Source organism: Oscillatoria sp. HE19RPO, assembly GCF_024220515.1.
GTDB lineage: Bacteria > Cyanobacteriota > Cyanobacteriia > Cyanobacteriales > Laspinemataceae > Laspinema.
This window is the reverse complement of record NZ_JAMXOT010000102.1, coordinates 12,823-34,670: the sequence shown is the minus strand read 5'-3', so window position 1 is coordinate 34,670 and position 21,848 is coordinate 12,823. Positions and strand designations below refer to the sequence as shown.

Here is a 21,848-nt window from a genome sequence, read left to right as displayed (position 1 = left end):
GCGATGATTAATGCAGCAATCGCTCTAATTTGATGGCGGTGCCGCACAGGAGAATCTAGCTCCAGGTTAAAACAGCAAGATAGACCATCTTGTAGCAGTTAGACAATAGAATTGAGGAGAGGGAGCGTCTCCCTCGGTGATGAGTAGTAGAGAACCAGACGCTGCCACTGCGTCTAAGAAATATTCAATTTATGATCTATCCCTAGCCTAAGAGCATGGGGATTTTCACGATTTCTGATAAAATTATCCCCGTCCAAGCTTGCGGCAAAAACTCAGGGTGGGAAACGGGTCATATCCCGAAACTCCATGCTAGCTGACTCCGCCAGGGGGACCTTAGTGAATCTATAACCGTTATGATTAACGGTACTCATCTGAACCTGAATGAACACTGAAACTTACTTAAATCATCCTACTTTTGGTCTGCTCTATCGGGTGTGTCTGATCGAACAAAATCAGGAGTTGTTCACGACCCTCTATGCCCAACGCCTATTTTTTTTAGCGCTTTCTGGCTTAGACGGGTTAAGATTTGAGCCGGTCACCCGTGCCGATGCTCGCCTCCTCGTCGAAAACCGCTTGCGATTGCTCAGACGAATGGGGCAAACTCAGGAATTTGCTGAACTTCAACTCATTCACAAACGCACGTTTCAATGACGATCGCCCAACGGATTGCACAGATCCGCGCCCACTTACCCGAATCAGTCCGATTGATTGCCGTCACCAAACAGGTGTCGGTGGATGCCATGATGCAAGCTTATCAGGCGGGAATTCGAGATTTTGGGGAAAGTCGAATTCAGGAAGCCCAAGGGAAATCGGAGCAACTCGGGGACCTGCCCGGTCTAACCTGGCACCTGATTGGACATCTGCAAAGTAATAAAGTTAAACCGGCTTTAGACCGCTTTCAGTGGATCCATTCTATTGATAGTTTGAAATTAGCGCAACGAGTCGATCGCTTGGCGGAAGGACTCGAAGTTAAACCCAAAGTCTGCCTCCAAGTAAAAATCGAACCGGACCCCAACAAATCGGGTTGGCAGATTCCGGAACTCATCGAGGATTTAGCGACCCTAAATCAGTGTGAAAACTTAGAAATCAAAGGATTAATGACCATTCCCCCCTTGGGATTGGATCAAGAAAAAACCCTGGCCCTGTTCGAGCGCGCTCATCAACTCGCTCAAGAAATCCAAGCCCAAAATTGGGATAGGATTTCCATGCAGGAGTTATCGATGGGAATGTCAGGAGATTATCATTTAGCTGTCCAAGCCGGGTCCACAATGGTGAGACTGGGGACAATCCTATTTGGAGAGCGATCGCTGTAAAATCAAACCCAGGACCGTTAGAATTGAGGAAAAGGTGGGCGAATCATTCCCCCTCACCCCCTTTAGTTCAGTCCCAATCGCAATCGGCTTTTCTGCGGGTTCCAACACCCAAAAAACCCGTTCAAATCCCGTTCAAATCCAGTTTTCAATTATAGCGATCAACCACCGCCCCCGATTGCACCAAATTCCCACCAAAAAGTCTGGAAAATTTTGGGCATAATCGGCAACTTATGGCAATATACAATAAACTGATAACTTGGGTAGGGTTGGGCATGGCGAATGGAGCGCATTTCCTATTAGGAGAGAGTTCCTTCCTCCACGGGGTTTGCCCCGGCGCTCAGTCACGCTCAAGGGCATCTATTAACCGAAGCGGGAGCCAAGGGTTAAGCCGCACTCAGTCGTTGGAACTCCAACCCTGATTATGGGTTGATTGAGTCGGAACCTGAGTCTATAGCAGTCCTAAATCAGTTGTGGAATGCCCTCACCCCCAACCCCTCTCCCAGAACGGGAGAGGGGAGCAAGAAATGTTACAAATCATTTAGGATTGCTATATACCGAACTAACATCCAAAATTGATTTGGCCTGGAATGGGGATTTTATAGAGAATGCCCTGATGTTACCCTAGTTTTGATGGAGCAAACACCGTGAATACGATTTTTTCTAAGCTACGAGATATGGTCGGACTCAACGAATCCGTGGATTATGAGTATGAGTACGACGAAATAGAAGGAGAAGGATACCAAAACCTTTACCAAGACCAACCCTCCGCCTCTCCCGAAGCAGAAGCTCGCCGGAATCGCACTCCTTTGCGGACGACCCCAACCGGAATGGGAATGGTTGGATCAGAAGGCGCAATGGGATCAAGTATGAATGCTATCAATAACGTGATCGGTCTACCGGGAGCCGCCAATGGCATCTCTGAAGTGGTAGTGATGGAGCCGAAATCCTTTGAGGAAATGCCTCAAGCGATTCAAGCTCTGCGGGAACGCAAATCCGTCGTCCTCAATCTGACGATGATGGATCCGGACCAAGCTCAAAGAGCCGTTGATTTTATTGCCGGTGGGACTTATGCCTTAGATGGGCATCAAGAAAGAATTGGGGAAAGCATTTTCCTGTTTACCCCCAGTTGTGTTCAAGTCAGCACTCAAAGCGGTGTGGTTCACGATGTCCTGCAACCCCACCTGCGGACTGCTCGTCCTCCAGCACCCCAAACAAGCTGGACCCCGGAACAAGTCCGGATGGCACAGTAAATGAACCGTTCTTGGTCAGCGATCGCCCTTATAGCCAAGTTGACCAAGGACCTTACACCCTTTACAGGAAATTAACGACCGTTGTTGGTAAAACTAGGAATTATTGGAGGCGGGGTCATGGGAGAAGCGCTCCTATCCCGCCTAATTGCTCGTGGCACTTTCCAGCCAGGGGAAATTCTGATTAGTGACCCCATGCAGCAGCGCCGCGAGTTTTTAGCGAAACAATATGGCGTCGGCGTCACCGCTGACAATTCTGAGGTAGCGGCAGCGACAGAAGTCTTGCTCCTCGCCATCAAACCCCAAGTTTTCGAGTCCGTCTCCACTGCCTTACCGTCTCTCGGCCAGAATGGACAAGTGCCAGTCATCCTGTCTATTTTAGCTGGAGTCCCCCTGAGTAAATTAGAAGGGGCTTTTCCCGGCGCACCGATTGTCCGCTCCATGCCGAACACCCCTGCTACTGTCGGCGCTGGGATTACGGCGATCGCCCCGGGAACTCAGGTCCAACCCGAACACCTCGACCGGGCCAAAACCGTGTTACAAGCCGTGGGGGAAGTGGTCCAGGTTCCCGAGTCCCTGATGGATGCCGTCACCGGCCTATCTGGTTCCGGACCGGCTTATGTAGCAATTTTTATCGAAGCCTTGACAGATGGCGGCGTTCGTGCTGGTCTGCCCCGAGCCATTGCCGCCCAACTCGCCTTACAAACTGTATTGGGGACAGCGACTCTGATGCAAGAAACTCAACTGCACCCAGCAGAACTGAAAGACCGGGTAACCAGTCCCGGAGGCACGACTATAGCCGGAGTTGCTCAATTAGAAAAAGCCGGATTTCGGTCCGCCTGCATCGAAGCCGTCCAAGCGGCAACTGAGCGATCGCGCCAACTGGGAACATAAAAGAACTAGGGATCTGCGTCTAGTCCAGGAGTACCCTAGGGGTTAGAAACCGGGTTTCTTGAGACCATCTGTGGCAATTTGTCACCAATCTTGGCTAGAAACCCGGTTTCTTGTCCTTTGGAGCTATAACGCTTCCCACTGTTAGGAGGTACAGTCTTAAGGAGTGCGAGCATCTTGCTCGCTCCACAGACAAGCGAGCAAGATGCTCGCACTCCTTAATAATTAAGGGGTTAGAAACCGGGTTTCTTGAGACAATCTCTGGCAATCCGTCACCAATCTTTGTCAGAAACCCGGTTTCTTGCCCTTTTTAACTAACTAAAACCGTATCTATTCCTAGGACATTTTAATAAGAGGATTAGATAGACAAGAAACCGGATTTTGAGGAGTGCGAGCATCTTGCTCGCTATTACTCTAGCGAGCAAGATGCTCGCACTCCCAAATTGTACGCGAATAACTGTGGGAAACGCTATTACCCGCATTTTTGTAACCCAAATCCCGTGGTTTTCTGGCTACTGTACCGACATCCTAAGACTGTACTGACATCCTAAGAGGGAACACTTTCCGAGGGTTGCGGTAACTTTTGGCCGATGCGGGGTTCTGTGCCCGAAAGTAGGCGATTGATATTGCTGCGGTGTAGCCAAATGACATAGAGGGAAGCCGCTAACATAAAAATTTGATAGGACAGGGGTTGATGCATGGCAAACATGATCCCCGGTAGGGCGAGGGCGGCTAACATGGAACTGAGGGAGACAATGCGGGTAAAGGCTAGGACAATTCCAAAGACGCCAAACCCGGCGAGGGCGATCGCCCAATTGAGGGCAAATAACACCCCTAGACTGGTAGCAACCGCTTTTCCACCTTTGAAATTAATCCAGACTGATTTGGTATGACCCAACAACGCCCCTAATCCAGCGAGGATGACCATCCAAGACAACCCACTGGCAGCGAGTCCAATATTTGCAGCGAGTTCCTGGACCCCTGGTAAAGCATAAGCAAAACGCATCAAGGCGATCGCCGCCATCCCTTTTAAAATATCCACCAGAAACACCCCCAAGGCCGGTCCTTTCCCCACAGTTCTCAGGACATTGGTCGCCCCGGTGGAACCCGAACCTTCTTGCCGAATATCAATTCCCTTCAACTGTCGAGCCACAATATACCCTGTAGGGAATGAACCAAATAGGTAGGCCGCGAGTAACAACAACCCATTTAAAAGTAGCCACAAACTCATAAAATTTGATCCTCAGTTTTAAGCAATTTAGAGTCAAGTTGGGGGTTGGTCCTTAGGTAAGGACCAAAGACCCAAAGGGTTAAAAGGTTGGGAGTTCTGGATCAGCGGCAAATGCTAACCAGAGGGGGAATTGTAGTAAGGAAAGGTTGATTTGGTTTTCCGTTTCATCAATCAAAATTAGCGGAACTTGCTTCTGTTTGAGCAAGCGGTCTGCTTTTTGAGAGAGGGCTTCGGGAGCCTCAAACAGAACCACGCCGCCTTCGGGACCAAAATCAATCCGGGAAATGCCGAGACAGTCCTGCAAACCCCTGCGCCATTCGCCGAGACGTTCGGGAGAATTGGCGAGGACGAGGGTGCGGAGGCGATCGCCATAGAGACTCTTCAGGACTGAAATGGCTGCGGACGCCACCAGAATATTTTGCAAGCGACTCCCCAAACTCCGGACTGCGCCTCTGGCACCTTGGGTAAAAAACCAGTTGGAGAGACGTTCGGCGTGTACGGGTTCAAAGGTGCGTCGGACTTGCCACGGAGGACCATAATAGTCCGGCATGGTGCGATATTTATCCAACAAGCGGCGAATCTGTTTGGCGCGGTCTTGAAACGGCTGTTCGGCAAAGGTTGGAGTGGGTCCGCCCGTGCGATCGCGAAGCGTCTCGGAACGAGAATCGCCACCTTTTGCGGTTTTAGGAGGCATCTTCGCCGGTTCCGGTTCTGGAGGGGTTAACTCCAGTTGTTCCACAGAATTGACCAAATCCTGCAAACTGCCGGAAAGATAGTCTTTAAAGCCCTGAACCCGAATTGCCAGGTCTTGGGAGACCCCAGCAAAGGTGGTTCGCATTTCCGTGCGGATGCGTTCTTGGCGGCGTTCGAGTTGTTCGACGGAGATTTGTAAATTATGCTTGCGCTGTTCCAGTTCGGTTAAGGCATCTTGGACCAAGCGACCGATCGCCGCTTGGGTTTCTGTCTGTTCTTGCAAGAGTTCGGCACGATTCGCTTGCAATTGCAGAATAGAGGCTTTGAGTTCCTGTTCTTGTTCCTGTAATTGCGCCACCCGTCGCGCCAAGGATGCCGCTTCATCCTCAATCGCCAAGGGGGGAGACACGGGTTCCTTAGTAGGTTGTTCTTCAGTAGGTTGTTCTTCAGGCGGTTGTTCTTCAGGCGGTTGTTCTTCAGGCGGTTGTTCTTCAGCCGTGATTTCTTCAGCCGTGATTTCTTCAGCCGGTGGTTCTTCAGCCGGTGGTTCTGAGGGTTCCACTGGGAGTTCTGCTTCCGGTTCCCAGTTCTGGGACTCTGCCTCTGGTAAGGTCAACTCTGGTAGGGGTAGTGCCGCTTCATCGGGGACAGAAGGTTCAGGCTCTTTCCAGAGGTCTTCGGAGAGATTTATCCCCTGAGTGGAATCTGCCGAAAGCGATTCGGAGGAGTCCGCCTCAAACGGTTCTGGGGAGTCGGATTGGTCCTGAGTTTCTAAGGGTTCTGGATTGTTGGTTTCGTCTGAATTCATGGCAAAATTTTTTAAACTTTAGAGGGGACCCAGAGCCGATCGGGGAGTTAGGAAGGCGGGGATTTGTGCTGGAAATGAACCATTCAAGGGCCCGATCGCGCCTCTAGCCCCAGCTTGGGGATAGGGTGGGTTTTCAAAGGGGTAAAAGAAGCGGTGGCCCAACGATGGCGATCGCCCTTAAATCCGGGGACAGCGTTCTTCCAAACAGGCTTGAAGTTGTTTGGGATCGAACAAAACTGGCAGGAAATGGATGCTTTTCACTTCTTTAAAGTAAAACAAAATTGGAACTGGGGGCCAGAAAATTCGCCAATTGCTCCATTCGGCGTAAGGAAAGGAGCGAATCAAGTTTCCCGAGCGATAAACATCTAAGGCTTTTGGGGTAAATTGCAGGCGAATGGTTGCCGCTTGGACCATTAAAAATAACCCGAAAGCGGCCACAGGTAAACTCGCCAAAGGTTGCACCGCCAACAGCGGAATACTGCCGATGATAAAAGCCCAAGGTAGGACGTAGCTGGGAGCCAGTTCTTGAGTTGAGGTTGAGGTTGAGGTTGAGGTGGAAGTAGGTGTGGTCACAACAGTACCCTGTATTGCGATCGAGGCTGAATGGAGAATTTAATGTTTCTATTTTAGGGGAGCATCTCATTTTTGCCCGAAGACCTGACCCCACCCCCCCTGCCCCCCTCCCCTTGCCAAGGGGAGGGGGGTGAACTGTTCTAAAATGAGATGCTCCCTATTTTAGAGGCTCAGTCACTCAATCCGGTTAGAAGACGCCACTCCCCATGCCGCGAAACATTAGCCAAGAGAGAAAGAAGTTGGAGGTAAAGATGGCGAGTAGGGAGGTGACGACGGCAGTGGTGGTGGATTGTCCCACGCCTTTGGCCCCTCCGGTGGTGGTCAAGCCCCAGCTACAGCCAATGATGCCAATTAACCCGCCAAAGCACAAGGCTTTAACCGAGGCGGTGATTAAATCCCAGGTTTGAACTAAGCTGCGCACGGAATCGAGAAAGACGGTTTGGGAAATGGGATAGAAATTGGTGGCGATCAGCATTCCCCCGATCATTCCCGTGGCAAAGGAGAGGAGGGTCAACACGGGTAGCATGATACAGCAGGCGAGGACTCGGGGAATGACGAGGTAATCGATGGGGTCGGTTTTGAGAATATAGAGGGCGTCGATTTGTTCGGTGACTTGCATGGTGCCGATTTCTGCGGCAAAGGCGGAACCGACTCGTCCGGCGAGAACGATCGCGGTCAAAACTGGGGCGAGTTCCCGCGCTAGGGCGATGGCCAGCACCCCACCGACGGCGCTTCCGGCCCCAAAGTTGAGAAACTCCCGCGCCACCTGGATGGTGAACACCATGCCGACAAAGCTGGCGGTGAGGAGGGCGATAAATAGGGAATCGGGTCCGACGAGGGCCATTTGTTCGATGGTGTTGCGTCGGTGGATTTTTCCGGAGAACAGGTGAAAGATCACCTGTCCGGCGAGGATGACTGCCGAGAGCAACCGTTGAAACCACTGGCTTAAGTTGGAGGTTGACTTAGTCTTAGTCACGAGTTTGAGGGGGGTGACGACAGGAGAGGGGGGAGTTGTTTACAAATTTTAAACAACTTTTTTAATCAAAATTTAATATTTGTGACAGAACTGTTTGAGGGCTGCGATCGCGCCTATCTTATAAATCAAAGCGTTTCAGATTCAGGCGAAAAAGATAGTTTATCGGTATCCCTTTTTGATTTTATGAATAGTTTTCCTCATTTTCTGCGATCGCTATTATTAACCAGTTTACTGAGTTTTGCCGTCCCGACGCTCACCTTGGCCGGTGGATTCGTCATGGCCGAGGCGATCGCCCACCTTCCCGGACTGACAAACCTCGGTCAATCCACTGTGAAGCAGTTGTTACAATTCTTATCCACCTTTGGCAGTGGTCATCCCCTCCAAGGGGCCATCGTCATTGGACTCACCTGTAGCTTAGTTGGAGTCTTATTTGATGCATACGCCTTATACCGCTATCAAAACCTCCGAGGACCCGAATAAACCCCCCCTCCACCCAGGACAAATGACAAATGACCCAGGACAAATGACAAATGACCCAGGACAAATGACAAATGACCCAGGACAAATGACAAATGACCCAGGACAAATGACAAATGACCCATCCCCCCAATCAAAAGCCGGTCGCACTCAACGTGACAACCGGCTTTTGATTAGAGGAATCAAACATTGCTATACCCAAGAGGAAAAGGGTATTGGATAGGAATGTTTGCGGTGAGGAAAAGTCTGTTCGTGACCTAGGGTTCGCATCGCCCACTACCGCGTCCAACTTGGTGATGAGTTTTCATCATCGGACAGTTAGGTTCAGCTTGCTGAGAATTGATGAGCTTTTGCGCCAGCAGGATGCTATCAGTCTGAGACTGTTCTCCCCCAGAAGCGCGGAAGTCCCGGCGGCTGCAACCTGGTTTGCTATCTTCGGTCTCGCAGGGATTAATCTGGCTGGTTTCTGAGGGTAAGGTGAAGCGTGCTAACGAGGCATGAGAAAAGAAGCCCTCATTGTAGGTAGCCAAAAGGTCTACTGAGTAAGATTTGGCACTCGGAGCAAGATTGGAAACTAAGAGGGTAGAGAGAACAAGAATAGTAGAGAAGCGCATATAAGGAAGTGCTTAGGATAACTGATATTCCCTAATACGCATTCCTTATGCTCTATCTGGACAAGAAAGATAGAAAAAATAAATTGTTTTTGTAGGGGGTTGAAAATCGCCCAGCCTGCAACTCCCGAAGAGATGAATACAAAAGGTTTTTAGCATTTTTCATCCGTTTAGTTTGCTCTTCAATCCCCCTCTATACCCCCGAATTTAAAAAGGGTTGAACTTTTTATCTGCCCAGGGAGTCATTGCTCATTTTATTTCTAAATAGTTCCCCATTTGTATGAAATTTTGATGAAGTTTTTCCGGTTTATGGCTTTATCTTTATAAAAACGGTTGACCTAAACTGCACAAAACTCAAGGATTTAAAATCCGCAAATTGGGATTTTATCCGTAGAATTACGGAAAATACTACCGAAAATTTAAATTGATTTTAAATCTTCGGTTTCTCTCGGTTTTGGAGTAAAGTCTGTAATCCACGAACATTGGCGATAATGTGCGTCTAGGGCATCTAGGTTCGGTTGATCCGCTTCCTCCTCTGGGACAGTCAGCCGCCGACGGGCTAATTTGCCATAGTTAGTTTTACTTAATTCGGGAGACAGCATCACCTGTAACGTTCCCGGTTCGATCGCGATTTGCTTGGCGGCGAATAACCGTTGAATATCCGCCCGTAAAATTAAGCCATTCCAGATATCACTAGAACGGGTTACCTGACTGGGGTCGAGACGAACCACTTCCAGGGCCGCTTCTACATCACAGCCGGTAATGGGGCATCGTCCTTGATAAGCGGCCAGTAACTGACGGCGAAATGCTTTGTAATGGAGTGGGTTCGTGACTAAAGCTAAGACTAAAATCACCAGGGCACTGAGGGCTAATCCGGCGATCGCCCCGAGGGCTAAGGTTGTAATAAAGGGTTGATTGGCGTGGGTTTCGGCAACTTGGGGGGATTCGGCAATCTTCAAACTACTGATCATTTCCCCTTGCGCCGTTGTTGCTTCAGTCACAGCAGTTTGGAGTTGAGTCAGTCTTTCTTGTTTGAGGGTCACCTCTTGTTGCAGTTGCGATCGCTCGGCCTCATCATAGCCATAATACTCATCCAAATTTTGTTGGGCGGACTGGAGTTCTTGCCGCGCTTGGGAGAGGCGGAGATTGAGCTGTTCCACCACGCCATTGAGACGAGCTTTATTAATCAGTTGACTCTGTTGAACCATTGCCTGCATCAGTCCCGATGCAGTTTGGAGGGCGCGTTCGGAGTTATTATCTCGATACATCACCCGCAGAGACCCGGAGGTTTCGGGACTGGGGAGTTTCAATAATAGGCGATCGCGGACTTCCACCGCAGACAGATTCACATTATCCGCCACCGCCTGAATCACATTATCCGCCAACAGCAACCGCACCAACTCTTCCGGCTGAGAAAATTGCTGCCCTTGATTAATAATTTGCCGGGTAGTTTCCGATAAAGAATCTGTGGTTTGATTCCCGCGTAAAGAACCCGTGGCAATATATTTGGGAACGGGTTCTATCTGCAAAGCCATGACGCCTCCGATGCCCAATCCGGCAGTAATCAGCGCCAAAACTAGCCATTTGTAACGATTTAAGCTGTGAACATATCGGGAAACAAAAGAAAGATTCATGGCTTGCAGACACCGGATTAAAGGGTTAGCAAAATGAGCAACTAAAACCGTTAGCGCAGGGCAGCCGGAACCGCTTCTAGTTTGGGGATTAATTGAACGTCATATTCTTCTTCAAATACGACTTTTTTCTGGTCGAGACTCCAGAGTTCTAACACGCAAGGGTCATCGGGTGCATTGGGATGGAGGATTAAATGCAGTTGTTGGGTGTCGGGGAAATAGCGGCAACCGAGTTGAGCGATCGCCCCAACTTGGCGGCGGTCCAAGGCAACAGCCAACCGTAACAACGCACTCAATTGACTGACCATTTTGCGATGTTGCTTACTCGGCAAATTCCGATAATTATCATGCTTCTTCTTCGGTGCACTCTGGCGATGATAGCGAGCCAGATTGGCGATGATTTCCACCTCAGTATCCGTATATCCCAGCAACTCCCCATTGCGAATTAGATAATAGGAGTGTTTGTGATGAGCCGAATGACTAATATGAATCCCGCAGTTATGCAAAATTGCCGCTGACCAGAGTAATTCTCGTTCATTTAAACCCCAGTCATGAAGTAACCCTTGGGTGCGATCGAATAGAGTCAGCACAAATCCCGCAATTCGTTCGGCAGAGTCGAGATTAACGTGATGTTTTTGGGCAATTTTCAGGGTACTACGTTGACGGATGGAACTCTGATAGCGCAGACGGTCCTCAATGAATCCGTGGGTGAGCATCCAATCAACGATCACCCCTTCCCGCAGCGATCGCTCGCAGACGGTGAGGGAGTCCATCTTCAACAGGGTCATCGCTTCGAGCAAAATCAAAGCCCCCGGGAGGATAATTTCGGCGCGCTTGTCCGACATCCCCGGAATGTCTAACCGTTGATTGTAGGAGAGTTTCCGCAAGCGTTGGACAAAATCGGATAAGTCTTTTAATTTGAATTGATAGCCGGTTAAGGGAGAGGGTTCGACTCCCTGTTTTTCCCGGGCGATCGCCACAGCTAGGGTTTCAATGGTTCCCGAAGTCCCCACCAACCGAGGCTGTTCCTCCAAGTACAACCGCGCCTGCAACTCCTCCACTGGACGCTCTAACATCCCGCGAATGTAGGCTTGCAAAAAGTCAAACTCGCTGTTACTAATGGGGTCCGTGGTAATAAATTCGCTGGTCAGACGCACGGCCCCAATTTTCGTGCTACTCAGGGAACGGGGTTCCTGACCATCCCCTAAAATCAGTTCCGTAGAACCGCCCCCAATATCAATAATGATATGCGGTTCTTCGTTAAAGTCCATTCCCGAGAGAACGCCAAGGTAGATCCGTCGCGCCTCTTCCTGTCCAGAAATTAAACTGACCCGCAGTCCCAGTTCGGTTTCGATTTCTTTGAGAAAGTCCCTTCCATTGGGGGCTTCGCGCATGGCAGAGGTGGCAACCGCAACCACTTGTTCCGCATTGAGACTCTCGGCGCGTTGCTGGAAGCGGCGCAGCGCTTTGAGGGTGCGTGCCATAACTTCCGGTTTGAGGTTGCCGGTTTTGATGTCGCGATCGCCCAGACGGACGGTTTCTTTTTCCCGGGTGATAATTGTAAAGGCCGGTAGGGTTGGGTCGATTTTGACCACGACCATGTGCAGGGAGTTCGTCCCCATATCGACTGCAGCGAGAATATGTTGTTTCCCCACATCGGGGTCCGTAATCCTCACGATGGGAACGGATTTGCTCAAGGTCATTGTTTTTCCCTCCAGGAGATTAAGGCGGCGATCGCCTGACTAAGACTGGGGTGCAAGCCGGAATCGAACCGGAATTGAGGAAAATCTCCGGTTAAAGAGGCAAACGTTGCATCCTTGATGTTGGATTGACTTAACTCACCCGGAGGTTGCTGATTAAAGCATTGACAAATTTTCGCTCTGGATGACGAGACTGCATCCAACCGATATCCCGGGGTCAGGGATCGATTCCACTGTTGAACCCAAGATTAACGATATCGTATTAATGAAACCTGTCGCGAATTAATTTAAGTAAATGTAATGGTAACGTCACAACCCAACCCGAGCGAACCGACTTGGCAAGCAGTCATCCGGCTGTTACGGTGGAATAAACCTGCCGGACGTCTGATTTTAATGATTCCGGCGCTGTGGGCCGTATTTTTAGCGGCGGAAGGAACCCCCCCGGTACTTCTGGTTGGGGTGATTATTTTAGGGTCCCTGGCAACCAGTGCCGCCGGTTGCGTGGTGAATGATTTGTGGGATCGGGATATTGATCCGCAAGTGGAACGCACGCGCGATCGCCCGTTGGCATCCCGCGAATTGTCTATCAAAATTGGCATTGTAGTCGCAGTCGTCGCCTTTGCCTGTGCAGGGATTCTGGCACTGTATCTCAATCCCCTGAGTTTTGGCTTATCGGTGGCGGCAGTCCCGGTGATTATTGGCTATCCTCTGGCGAAACGAGTGTTTCCGGTGCCTCAGTTGGTGTTGTCCATCGCCTGGGGATTTGCGGTGCTAATTAGCTGGAGTGCCGCAGCATCTCACTTAGAGACCGCAACCTGGATTTTATGGGGGGCCACGGTGTTATGGACCTTGGGATTTGATACGGTGTATGCCATGAGCGATCGCGAGGACGATCGCCGGTTGGGGGTGAACTCCAGCGCCTTATTTTTTGGCAGTCGGGCGGCAGAAGCTGTTGCTTTGTTCTTTGTGGCGACTGCGGGATTGTTGATTTGGGAGGGGATCCGGCTAGATTTAACTTTCCCCTTTTGGATTGCCGTGGCGATCGCTGTTCTGCTGTGGAGTTGGGAATATCTCCAACTGCGCCAGGAAGACATTCCCAGAACCACTTACGGCCAGATTTTTGGTCAAAATGTGGCGATCGGATTTGTCTTACTCGCTGGCATGATTGCCGGAATTTTAGCCTAAATCCCGTCCTAGTCTCTGTCTGCTGGTTCATTCAGTTCTATCCAAAGGGGGATCATCTTCCGCCCTAGGTTCAGATAGAGTAGAACCATAACAAACCGCACCCCTTGCAGGTGTTCATAAGACAGGCCCTTGGCCTTTTTAAAAATCTTTATAACAGACAATCCCGCCCGAATCATTCGGACGGGATTGTTGGTATTTGGATCCCTTGCAACCGCCCAATTTCAAGCATTTCCCCCAGTTCGTAGTAACGACTTCAGTCGTTTCTTAAGTTCGTAGTAACGACTTCAGTCGTTATCCGGTGTTCGTAGTAACGACTTCAGTCGTTATCCGGTGTTCGTAGTAACGACTTCAGTCGTTTCCCCTCTTAGTTCGTAGTAACGACTTCAGTCGTTTCTTATCTTAGTTCGTAGTAACGACTTCAGTCGTTCTTCTTAGTTCGTAGTAACGACTTCAGTCGTTCTTCTTCGTTCGTAGTAACGACTTCAGTCGTTTCTTAAAGGCGATTCGCGAATCGCCCCTACATTTTTATAGGTGATACGTGAATCTTGGGTTAATTAATATTGCCCAATCAAATTATTTGAATTTATTGGAATGGTTATGGCAAAAAATAACAATAATAATAGTTTTTGTAACAAAATAATATTTTTAATTTATGGAGATTGTAAACTAAGAGGGGAAACGACTGAAGTCGTTACTACGAACGAAGAAAGATAACGACTGAAGTCGTTACTACGAACTAAGAGGGAAACGACTGAAGTCGTTACTAAAAACTAAGATAAGAAACGACTGAAGTCGTTACTACGAACGAAGAAGAACGACTGAAGTCGTTACTACAAACTAAGATAAGAAACGACTGAAGTCGTTACTACGAACTAAGAGGGGAAACCATAGCAGGAGTGCAGGGGTTGAAAAATTATGGTAAAATCCAACCAAAAACCTTGATTTTCCGAAATTAGCCTGAACTTTGATATAGGGTTCACTCTCGATACTTACCCTGGAATTGCTATGATGTTATCTCGTTGGCTGATTTTCTTGCCTGCCCTTCTCTCCCTGACTCTGACTCCCTGGAGTGCCACCGCCAATACCGAATCGCCGACGAATAATTGTCCGGCAATGTTGGGACTTCCGATACTCGATCGCATTCAACGTCATCAGATTGCCAATGGTGAAACCCTGGAAAGTATCGCCGCCCAATATAACCTGAAACCGGAAACAATTATGGGGATGAATCCGCAGCTACAAAGCGGTTTAGCGCCGGTGGGAACGTCGATTCGGATTCCTCCCGTTGATGGGATAGAGGTCCGAGTCCAACCGGGACAAAGTTGGAACGACTTAGAAGCAATTTATAAGATACCGGCAGCGGCAATTTTTGATAATAATGGCTGTTTAGTCTCCCCTCCTCTGGTTGTTTTTGTTCCGGGAGTAATCTGGTCCAGTACCAATCCAGAAGGGTCCGGAACGGTGTCATCGGTTGTAGATCCTACCTTGAATCCGATTCCTGGTTATCCTCTGCCGGTAGAAGCGGAACCGATTTTAAGATTTGGCAATACTCGGTTAAATTCAGGCAGTGGAGAACCGCAGTTTCATAGTGGGATTGATTACAAGGCGGCGATCGGGACCGCAGTATTGGCGGCGGATCAAGGGGTGGTGGTTTTTGCTGGAGAGCGGGGTGCCTATGGCAATCTGATTGTGATTAATCATGCCGGGGGTAAACAAACTCGCTACGCCCATTTGAGTGATATCTCTGTTACTCTCGGTGAACAGGTACGGCAGTCTCAACAAATTGGCAGGGTCGGTTATTCGGGCAATCCTGACAGCACTGAACCCCATCTCCATTTTGAAGTTCGCGCTACTTCTGAGGAGGGATGGGTAGCAGAAAATCCCGAAGATTTCATCCGCGCTCAAATTTTAGGGCGGTAATCTCTCAAATCCTCCAAGATAGCATCAGTAATCTAACGGTTAAAAACCGGGTTTCTGACCCCAATTTTGGCACTAAAAGCCATAAATTAGGAGCAGAAACCCGGCTTGGGTTCATGGCTATTTAATTATGTAATCATCCCCTAGGATTTAGCGGTTTCTGCTGCTGCTTCTACGGCGTCGTCGGGTTCTTCGGTAATGCCATAGATGGAATGATACATCTTGACATATTCTTTGGCGGATTTATTCCAGCTAAAGTCCTGTTGCATACCTCGGATTTGGAGTTGTTGCCAATAATCCTGATAACGATAGCCTTCCCAGGCGCGAATCATACAGGTAAATAGGTCTAAGGTTTCATAGCGATCGAAACAGTAACCCGTTCCTTGTTTATTGACGGGATCATGGTGACTGACGGTATCGACTAAACCCCCGGTGCGACGAACGATGGGAACAGAACCATAGCGCATGGCTAATAATTGACTGATTCCACAGGGTTCAAAGCGACTCGGCATCAGGAAGGCATCACTTCCCGCATAGATGCGGCGCGATAGGGAATCATTGTAGAGTAAATAGGTGGCCATGCGTCCGGGATAGCGGGTGGCGAGTTGCCACATTTGGGTTTCATAGTTGCGATCGCCAGTCCCGAGTAAAATAAACTGGGAATCGGTATAAGCCATAAATCGGTCCAGGATCTGAATGGTCAAATCCAAACCTTTTTGCTCCACCAATCGGGTCACCATCCCAATTAAGAAGGCTTTTTTATTAACCTCCAGTCCCACTTCTTCTTGCAGAGCAATCTTGTTCGCCATCCGCTTTTCGATGGTTTCAGCGGTGAAATTTTGCTCCAAATATTTATCAGTGGCGGGATTGTAAGAATCGATATCAATCCCGTTGACAATTCCCACTAATTTACTGCTGATAAAAGACATTAACCCTTCTAGGGTTTCGCCATAAGCTGGGGTCTTAATTTGCTCCGCATAAGTGGGAGAAACCGTATTGACCAGATTGGCATACTGCACCGCTGCGGCCATTGTATTATGACCCTGCATATACCAGGGACACCAGGTCATCTGCTCTAACTTCCAGCGCCAAGGTCCTTGATAGGCTAAGTTATGAATCGTGAAGGCGGTGGCAATATCCGGGGATTGATTCATCCAAACTGGAATCATGCCGGTATGCCAATCGTGGCAATGGATTAAATCGGGTTTCCAGTAGTTCCAAGCAAATTCTGCTGCACCATTGGAAAACAGGGTAAAGCGCCAATCTTCATCGTCTCCGGCATAAATCCGCCGAGGGATAAAGGAGGGATGTCCAAATAAATACAAGGGGACATCGGTTCCGGGAAGGACGCTTTCATAGACGGAGAAATCCTGGAACATGGCATAGCCGGACCATACGGGGTCCTCGGGAATGTCCATTTTATCCGGGAGAAAGCCGTAGTAGGGAAGAAAGATGCGGACATCATGTCCCATCTGTCTGAGAATTTTAGGCAAGGCTCCGACGACATCTGCCATGCCACCCACTTTAGCAATGGGAGCCGCTTCTGCGGCAACAAATAATATTTTTAACTTCACTCGCGTAGTTCCCTTAAATTATCCGTACCGCCATCATACCTGCCGACGGGTATCGTAAATCTGAGACAGGGAATAGATGTTGGGATGAAAAACTGGATGACGAGGAAGGCAATGCTTCAGGGGTGGCTGCTGAGAGATGACGACTATCGGGTGGTTTTGAGGGTATCGACGATATCTTGCAGCAAGGCGATCGCCTGCTGGAGTTTTTTGAAGACTTCTTCTGATTTTTCCTCGGATGTTGTCGGGTTCGCGGGTTCCTGGACTCGCGTTTGCTCCGGCAATGGGGGGACGGAGGAGAAGATGGGAGATTTCTCCGGTGGCGTCTCGGTGGCGGATTGAGCCAATTGCTCAATATAGGCGAGTAAATCGCGATCGCGCCGTAACCATCCCTCTAAAAATATCTCCTGACTGGGATCGGCTTTAACGCGCTGATGACGATAAGCAATTCGGCTATGACAATACCGTTTCGCAGTTTCGAGATTGTTGTATTTCTCCAAAGCGCGTTGGGTATTCGGTCCAAATTTGCCATCAATGCTTAACCCCCCGATCGCTTCTTGTAAAAACTCAATGCTGCCGGGGACATGAAAATTCACGGCAGTATCGAAGTGCACGATACTCAACGGCAAACACATCAAATCCGCTTTGGACAGTTTCCAGTAACTGTGAAAATAAATCTCTTCCAGTTCTGAGTCACTCAGCAACTGGACCGATTGAACCGATAAGCCTTTATTGCGACGATAGGTATCATAGGTGCCTTGGCTAATCCCGCGATTGACGGCACCAGCGAGGTCCTGCGGGTGTCCGGCCCCGCCTTCCCATTTGAGGGTAAACTGTAGCGCAGTGGCAAAGGGGTTGATGGAATGAGTCATTTGAAATCTTGGGTACTCCGATCGCAAGGGTGAAGTAGAGACGCATTCCATAGCAGCGTCTCTACTAAAATTCACTCGGTCAAGGTACTGACCCGTACTCTCCCGGTAAAATTTCTCCCTTGCCTGGATTAACTGCGCTGAATTTGAGCAAAGATTTCATCGAGGATTTCCTGAGCACCCATTTGACGCAAGGTTTCGGCGAGTTGGATGCCGAGTTTTTCTGCGTCAGTGGCGGGACCTGTGACTTTCTCTTTGAGGAGTCGCTTGCCATCGAGACTGGCAACCATGCCGGTTAAGGTGAGGGTGTTGTCCTGAATCTGGGTATTGACCCCGATCGGGACTTGACAACCCCCTTCCAGTCTGCGTAAAAAGGCCCGTTCTGCATGACAGCGTTGAGCGGTTTCCGGATGTTCCAGGACTTTGAGTAGGTCCAGGATTTCCGGGTCGTTGGCGCGGCATTCGATGCCGAGTGCGCCTTGTCCGACGGCATGGAGGGAGATTTCCGGGGGAATGACTTGATGAATGCGATCGGCCATTCCCAGGCGGTGTAATCCTGCGAAGGCGAGGATAATCGCGTCATACTGTCCTTCATCCAGTTTGGCTAATCGGGTGTTGAGGTTTCCCCGAATGTCTTTAAACTCCAAATGGGGATAGTGATGGCGCAACTGGGCTAGGCGTCTCAGGGAAGAGGTGCCAATCACGGCCCCTGCCGGGAGGGTTTCCAGTTGTTTATCTCGGTGTTTCTCATGGACTACGAGAGCATCTGCGGGATTTTCCCGTTCGGTGATGCATCCGAGGATGAGTCCTTCCGGGAGATTGGTAGGGAGGTCCTTGAGGGAATGGACGGCGAGATCGGTTTCTCGTTGCAGCATTCCGACTTCTAATTCTTTGGTGAACAGTCCTTTATCCCCAATTTTGGCAAGGGCGACATCGAGGATGATGTCCCCTTGAGTGCTCATGGTATGAACTTCAAACCGGCGATCGGGAAAATGTTTTTGGAGTTGTTCTTGCACCCAATGGGTTTGCACTAAAGCCAATTGGCTTTTTCTCGATCCAATATGAACCGTGAGGGGAGGACCGGAAACAGTAGAGGTCATAATCTTGAGGTTGCGTGGCTGATGCCGAATACGGTACTTCAATATAGACTACCGCACTACTTGCCTGGAATTGGCGGTGGGGATCGGGGCAATGGCGGGACTCGGGGGGTTAGATGATGGGGTTGTCTGGGGGAATTGGGGTGGGAATGCTTCAGGCGATCGCCTGGGATCTCGGTTCCTATGCAGGTGTTTCTCGATTAAGCGGGGCGATCGCCATCGATACGCGCGACCTTTCCAAAATTCTCCCCAATCCCCATCGGCTGATTGTTAAATTTTATGAACTCCCACCCCGAGACTCTCTCTCCAGTCTTCCCCATCTTACTCGTCTAGGATGCCGCTACAGTTTGGGGGGCGATCGCCCTCCCCAAGACCGAGAAGAGGGGACCGGAGGCTGTCTCTATCCGCATTTGGGTCAAAAATCTGAACGGGTCAGAACCTCCCTCCAATCTTTCCGCTTTTCCCCCTCTTCCCCCTGGCTTTGGACTCCGTGAAAATACAGATAACTTAACAAATCTACAATTAGATAGATTCATCAGACCGGCCTCGTCAGTTAAACTAACTCTAGAGATAGATCTCAAAACCGAGCTGCTCATGGCATTAGGGTCAAACAACCTGAAACCTAGAGGAGAAGGAGAGAAACCCGTCCCCTCAATTCTAAAAGACTTTTGAATTGCAGGGGTGTTCCGGCTTGTAGCTACAACCTGGGGAATATACTGAGATATATATTTGGATAGATTTCAAAATACTAAAATAGGCTTTACCATACCTAACAACTGGGGTTCAGGAGGCAGGGGGAACCCGTTCTTCACACGGGTCTCCAAATATTCTAAGTTTTGTATCTAAATTTACCGATTTCCCCCCGTTTAAACTTGAGGACAAAACTTTAATTTTCCCTAATTCTATAGGTGAGAATTTATGAAGTTAGTCAACCCTAGGCCGGTCTAAATCATTATTACTAGAAGATTCAGGATTAGGAGCATCTGACTCCCGACGACTTGAAGGGAGCCAGCTGCTCCCAGTCCGTTGAGGAATTGTCTAATTCATTTAGATAGAGAAGCGATATAACTCGGTCATTCAGAAGGTCTATTAATTCAACTGGAGTGCTGGAAGTCATCAATTAATTAGACATTGATGGGTTTAGAGATATCCAATTTCACCGATTCGTCCAGACTGATTCAAAAAATCTATGCTGCTAGGTAGATCATTATTTCGTGAACCTTAAACTAAAATTAAACTTAACAACTGAAGAGCGACCCAATTCATGAAGAATAATAGAAATATGAAAAAAATAGCAATTATCGGCCCTAAAGGATCGGGAAAAACCACCCTGGCTCATCACCTCTGTTCAATTGTGAATGTAGAGGTCATTCATGCCGATGCCGTACTGAACCAATCGGGAGAGGGTGTGAAAACCGAGTTTCAAAGCAAAAACTGCTTAGAAAGCTATCTCCAACAACCGGCTTGGATTATCGAAGGAAATGGAGATACTACAAATCCAGATTTTATTTACGAGCGGCGTTTTGCTGCGGCTGATACAATTATATGGTTAGACTTACCCCACAATGTTTGTGTGTGGAGACTGTTAAAAAGATTATTTCAATCTCAGGGTAGATTTGGGGGATTTTTCTTAAGTAATTACCCTAGGAATATTCAGGAGTATGGGTTTTTACAAGGGTTGATCCAAACTTGGAACTATATGAAACAAGAGCGTTCCCTAGTCCGGGAAAAAATTGACCAATGTTGTGGAGATAAACGAGTTTTTATTCTTCGCAGTCCCTCAGAGGTTAAAGACTTTTTGGATGTGATTCAGCGAGTCAATGAACTCTCGGTTTCTCCGACTCAATCCAACTCTTACCAAATGAATAGAGGGGTAACCCAGTTGGTTGCTGCTCCCGCAGTGAGCTAGTGTAGCTTAATGAGAAATACAGACTCAACCAACTCAACCCGATTGAAAAATCAGCTTCAATTTATGAACTTCTAAACCCTGACCAACTCAGGGTTTTGGAATTCTAAAATAGGTCAGTCAGATGGAGCTGAACGGCTTTTGCCCCGATATCTGGATGAACAGGGCTTTAATGAAGAAGGCGATCGCACCGCCTCAATTCAGGTTGATTCTGCCCCTCTCAAGAGCCTTAATTTCCCGGATAATATTCAATTAATTTGAGGTCGGTTTCTGCGTTCGCCCCCTGATGTTGATATTGATATCGAGTAATCCCGATGCCGGGTACAAAATAAATATTAATCAGATCCGGTGCAGTTCGGAAGGTTAAATGATACTGAATATGACTCTCCCTTGATGAAATCCCCTCGGCGTCTAACTTCACTTGCTCAACTGCCTCAACATTCCATCGATATCCCCCATCAAGCCGCGTAATTTGTTCTGAGGAACCAAATACTTTCCCCGGAATTAAAGGCAGATCTAGCAAGAGTTCTAAGTCTTCTAGTAGGTTAACTAACACATCCGCCTCATCGGTTAACCGTTGCAAGACCAGTCTGGCTCTTTCATCACTGACTAAATAAAACTTTCCCGGGGATACTTCAATCATTAAATGGTCTCCCCGTTCTTTTCCCTGACTATACCAGGCGACATCAGCGGGATATCCTTTTAAAATCGCAATTTTCAAAGGTCCGCGTTCAAAGGTATCGACCACTTCCATTTTCCAGGCGATCGGGGTTTGGTTGATTTGACCTGAATTGGGGGATATCCACTGAGTCATTCCTTCATAAACCCAGTAGCTTCCAGGAATGAGGGGAAAATCTACGCGCTCTGTTTCTGGGGTAACAGTGACAGGGGGAATCGGGTCTTTTTGGACCTGGGTCACCTCGCGAGCCCCCAAGAAAAAGAGGGTGAATATTGCTAAAAAAAACAGCCACTTAAGTTTCATGAAATGCCCGTCTATAATAATGCAGGTAAATAACGAGAACGAGAAAAAAGATTTCGCCCTAGGGTTTGTTAAAAGAGTACCGATTGAGGCAATCTAGATCGGGATTGTTTGCCCGATCGCGGTGTCCCGGAATTTAGCCTCGACGGGGAGATCTGCGAAGGGAGATTGAG

General features: G+C 48.8%; 21 protein-coding genes. 9 read left to right on the top strand and 12 right to left on the bottom strand.

What is annotated here, in order from left to right; all coding sequences use genetic code 11:
* The first annotated feature begins 381 nt into the window (after positions 1-381).
* From pipX to proC, 4 genes are all read left to right on the top strand, one after another.
* Positions 382-651 (top strand): transcriptional coactivator PipX, encoded by a 270-nt coding sequence (gene pipX, locus NG833_RS10010; RefSeq protein WP_254565147.1) that lies wholly within the window; start codon positions 382-384, stop codon positions 649-651.
* Entirely contained in the window at positions 648-1,313 is a 666-nt protein-coding gene (locus NG833_RS10005; RefSeq protein WP_254565146.1) for a YggS family pyridoxal phosphate-dependent enzyme, read from the top strand. The genes pipX and NG833_RS10005 overlap by 4 nt, the downstream gene beginning before the upstream one ends.
* A 644-nt stretch (positions 1,314-1,957) precedes the next feature.
* Positions 1,958-2,563: a cell division protein SepF gene (locus NG833_RS10000; RefSeq protein WP_254565145.1), complete on the top strand. Its 606-nt coding sequence runs from the start codon at positions 1,958-1,960 to the stop codon at positions 2,561-2,563.
* 81 nt (positions 2,564-2,644) lie between these two features.
* Entirely contained in the window at positions 2,645-3,454 is an 810-nt protein-coding gene (proC, locus tag NG833_RS09995; protein WP_256555895.1) for a pyrroline-5-carboxylate reductase, read from the top strand.
* A gap of 544 nt (positions 3,455-3,998) precedes the next feature.
* On the opposite strand, the gene plsY is transcribed toward proC, so the two are convergent.
* From plsY to NG833_RS09975, 4 genes are all read right to left on the bottom strand, one after another.
* Positions 3,999-4,682, bottom strand: coding sequence for a glycerol-3-phosphate 1-O-acyltransferase PlsY (plsY, locus tag NG833_RS09990; protein WP_254565143.1), 684 nt, complete (start codon positions 4,680-4,682; stop codon positions 3,999-4,001).
* 79 nt (positions 4,683-4,761) lie between these two features.
* Positions 4,762-5,784, bottom strand: coding sequence for a DUF3086 domain-containing protein (locus NG833_RS09985; protein ID WP_375293897.1), 1,023 nt, complete (start codon positions 5,782-5,784; stop codon positions 4,762-4,764).
* A gap of 576 nt (positions 5,785-6,360) precedes the next feature.
* Entirely contained in the window at positions 6,361-6,756 is a 396-nt protein-coding gene (locus NG833_RS09980) for a DUF3119 family protein (RefSeq protein ID WP_254565141.1), read from the bottom strand.
* A gap of 187 nt (positions 6,757-6,943) precedes the next feature.
* Positions 6,944-7,732: an MlaE family lipid ABC transporter permease subunit gene (locus NG833_RS09975; RefSeq protein WP_254565140.1), complete on the bottom strand. Its 789-nt coding sequence runs from the start codon at positions 7,730-7,732 to the stop codon at positions 6,944-6,946.
* Positions 7,733-7,813: 81 nt separating this feature from the next.
* Here NG833_RS09975 and NG833_RS09970 point away from each other — a divergent pair, with 81 nt between their 5' ends.
* Complete coding sequence (locus tag NG833_RS09970) at positions 7,814-8,212, top strand: hypothetical protein (protein WP_309143844.1); 399 nt, start codon at positions 7,814-7,816, stop codon at positions 8,210-8,212.
* A 254-nt stretch (positions 8,213-8,466) separates the two neighbouring features.
* Here NG833_RS09970 and NG833_RS09965 read toward each other — a convergent pair whose 3' ends face one another.
* The 4 genes from NG833_RS09965 to NG833_RS09950 all read right to left on the bottom strand — a co-directional run bounded on the left by NG833_RS09965 (position 8,467) and on the right by NG833_RS09950 (position 12,354).
* Positions 8,467-8,739, bottom strand: a complete 273-nt coding sequence (locus NG833_RS09965; RefSeq protein ID WP_254565139.1) for a hypothetical protein — start codon at positions 8,737-8,739, stop codon at positions 8,467-8,469.
* A 500-nt stretch (positions 8,740-9,239) separates the two neighbouring features.
* A complete protein-coding gene (locus NG833_RS09960; protein ID WP_254565138.1) occupies positions 9,240-10,454 on the bottom strand; it encodes a hypothetical protein in 1,215 nt (404 codons plus the stop codon).
* 50 nt (positions 10,455-10,504) lie between these two features.
* Entirely contained in the window at positions 10,505-12,154 is a 1,650-nt protein-coding gene (locus NG833_RS09955; RefSeq protein WP_254565137.1) for a Ppx/GppA phosphatase family protein, read from the bottom strand.
* Positions 12,151-12,354, bottom strand: a complete 204-nt coding sequence (locus tag NG833_RS09950; RefSeq protein ID WP_254565136.1) for a hypothetical protein — start codon at positions 12,352-12,354, stop codon at positions 12,151-12,153. Before NG833_RS09950 ends, NG833_RS09955 begins: the two co-directional genes overlap by 4 nt.
* Positions 12,355-12,451: 97 nt before the next feature.
* On the opposite strand from NG833_RS09950, the gene NG833_RS09945 reads away from it, so the two are divergent.
* Both NG833_RS09945 and NG833_RS09940 read left to right on the top strand, forming a co-directional pair.
* Positions 12,452-13,336, top strand: a complete 885-nt coding sequence (locus NG833_RS09945) for a 4-hydroxybenzoate solanesyltransferase (protein WP_254565135.1) — start codon at positions 12,452-12,454, stop codon at positions 13,334-13,336.
* Between the two features lie 1,005 nt (positions 13,337-14,341).
* On the top strand, positions 14,342-15,256 hold the full coding sequence (locus NG833_RS09940; protein ID WP_254565134.1) for a M23 family metallopeptidase: 915 nt from the start codon (positions 14,342-14,344) through the stop codon (positions 15,254-15,256).
* Positions 15,257-15,396: 140 nt separating this feature from the next.
* Here NG833_RS09940 and glgA read toward each other — a convergent pair whose 3' ends face one another.
* The 3 genes from glgA to hemC all read right to left on the bottom strand — a co-directional run bounded on the left by glgA (position 15,397) and on the right by hemC (position 18,793).
* On the bottom strand, positions 15,397-16,767 hold the full coding sequence (gene glgA, locus NG833_RS09935) for a glycogen synthase GlgA (RefSeq protein WP_254565152.1): 1,371 nt from the start codon (positions 16,765-16,767) through the stop codon (positions 15,397-15,399).
* 203 nt (positions 16,768-16,970) lie between these two features.
* Complete coding sequence (locus NG833_RS09930) at positions 16,971-17,696, bottom strand: glycoside hydrolase family 108 protein (RefSeq protein ID WP_254565133.1); 726 nt, start codon at positions 17,694-17,696, stop codon at positions 16,971-16,973.
* A 128-nt stretch (positions 17,697-17,824) separates the two neighbouring features.
* Positions 17,825-18,793 carry a hydroxymethylbilane synthase gene (gene hemC / locus NG833_RS09925; RefSeq protein ID WP_254565132.1) on the bottom strand — a complete coding sequence of 323 codons (969 nt, stop codon included), beginning with the start codon at positions 18,791-18,793 and terminating at the stop codon, positions 17,825-17,827.
* Positions 18,794-18,906: 113 nt separating this feature from the next.
* Between hemC and NG833_RS09920 the strand changes: the two genes are divergently transcribed.
* Positions 18,907-19,284, top strand: a complete 378-nt coding sequence (locus NG833_RS09920) for a hypothetical protein (protein WP_254565131.1) — start codon at positions 18,907-18,909, stop codon at positions 19,282-19,284.
* Positions 19,285-20,072: 788 nt separating this feature from the next.
* On the top strand, positions 20,073-20,699 hold the full coding sequence (locus NG833_RS09915; RefSeq protein ID WP_254565130.1) for a hypothetical protein: 627 nt from the start codon (positions 20,073-20,075) through the stop codon (positions 20,697-20,699).
* A 226-nt stretch (positions 20,700-20,925) separates the two neighbouring features.
* Here the strand turns inward: NG833_RS09915 and NG833_RS09910 are convergent, their stop codons facing one another.
* Entirely contained in the window at positions 20,926-21,615 is a 690-nt protein-coding gene (locus NG833_RS09910) for a hypothetical protein (protein ID WP_254565129.1), read from the bottom strand.
* Positions 21,616-21,848 lie beyond the last annotated feature (233 nt).

Excerpts from the sequence above, each read along its gene's own strand:
- pipX (WP_254565147.1), top strand. The coding sequence starts at position 382 with ATGAACACTGAAACTTACTTAAATCATCCTACTTTTGGTCTGCTCTAT.
- NG833_RS10005 (WP_254565146.1), top strand. The coding sequence starts at position 648 with ATGACGATCGCCCAACGGATTGCACAGATCCGCGCCCACTTACCCGAA.
- plsY (WP_254565143.1), bottom strand. The coding sequence starts at position 4,682 with ATGAGTTTGTGGCTACTTTTAAATGGGTTGTTGTTACTCGCGGCCTAC.
- NG833_RS09960 (WP_254565138.1), bottom strand. The coding sequence starts at position 10,454 with ATGAATCTTTCTTTTGTTTCCCGATATGTTCACAGCTTAAATCGTTAC.
- NG833_RS09955 (WP_254565137.1), bottom strand. The coding sequence starts at position 12,154 with ATGACCTTGAGCAAATCCGTTCCCATCGTGAGGATTACGGACCCCGAT.
- NG833_RS09945 (WP_254565135.1), top strand. The coding sequence starts at position 12,452 with ATGGTAACGTCACAACCCAACCCGAGCGAACCGACTTGGCAAGCAGTC.
- NG833_RS09940 (WP_254565134.1), top strand. The coding sequence starts at position 14,342 with ATGATGTTATCTCGTTGGCTGATTTTCTTGCCTGCCCTTCTCTCCCTG.
- glgA (WP_254565152.1), bottom strand. The coding sequence starts at position 16,767 with ATGGCAGATGTCGTCGGAGCCTTGCCTAAAATTCTCAGACAGATGGGA.
- NG833_RS09930 (WP_254565133.1), bottom strand. The coding sequence starts at position 17,696 with ATGACTCATTCCATCAACCCCTTTGCCACTGCGCTACAGTTTACCCTC.
- hemC (WP_254565132.1), bottom strand. The coding sequence starts at position 18,793 with ATGACCTCTACTGTTTCCGGTCCTCCCCTCACGGTTCATATTGGATCG.
- NG833_RS09920 (WP_254565131.1), top strand. The coding sequence starts at position 18,907 with ATGATGGGGTTGTCTGGGGGAATTGGGGTGGGAATGCTTCAGGCGATC.
- NG833_RS09915 (WP_254565130.1), top strand. The coding sequence starts at position 20,073 with ATGAAAAAAATAGCAATTATCGGCCCTAAAGGATCGGGAAAAACCACC.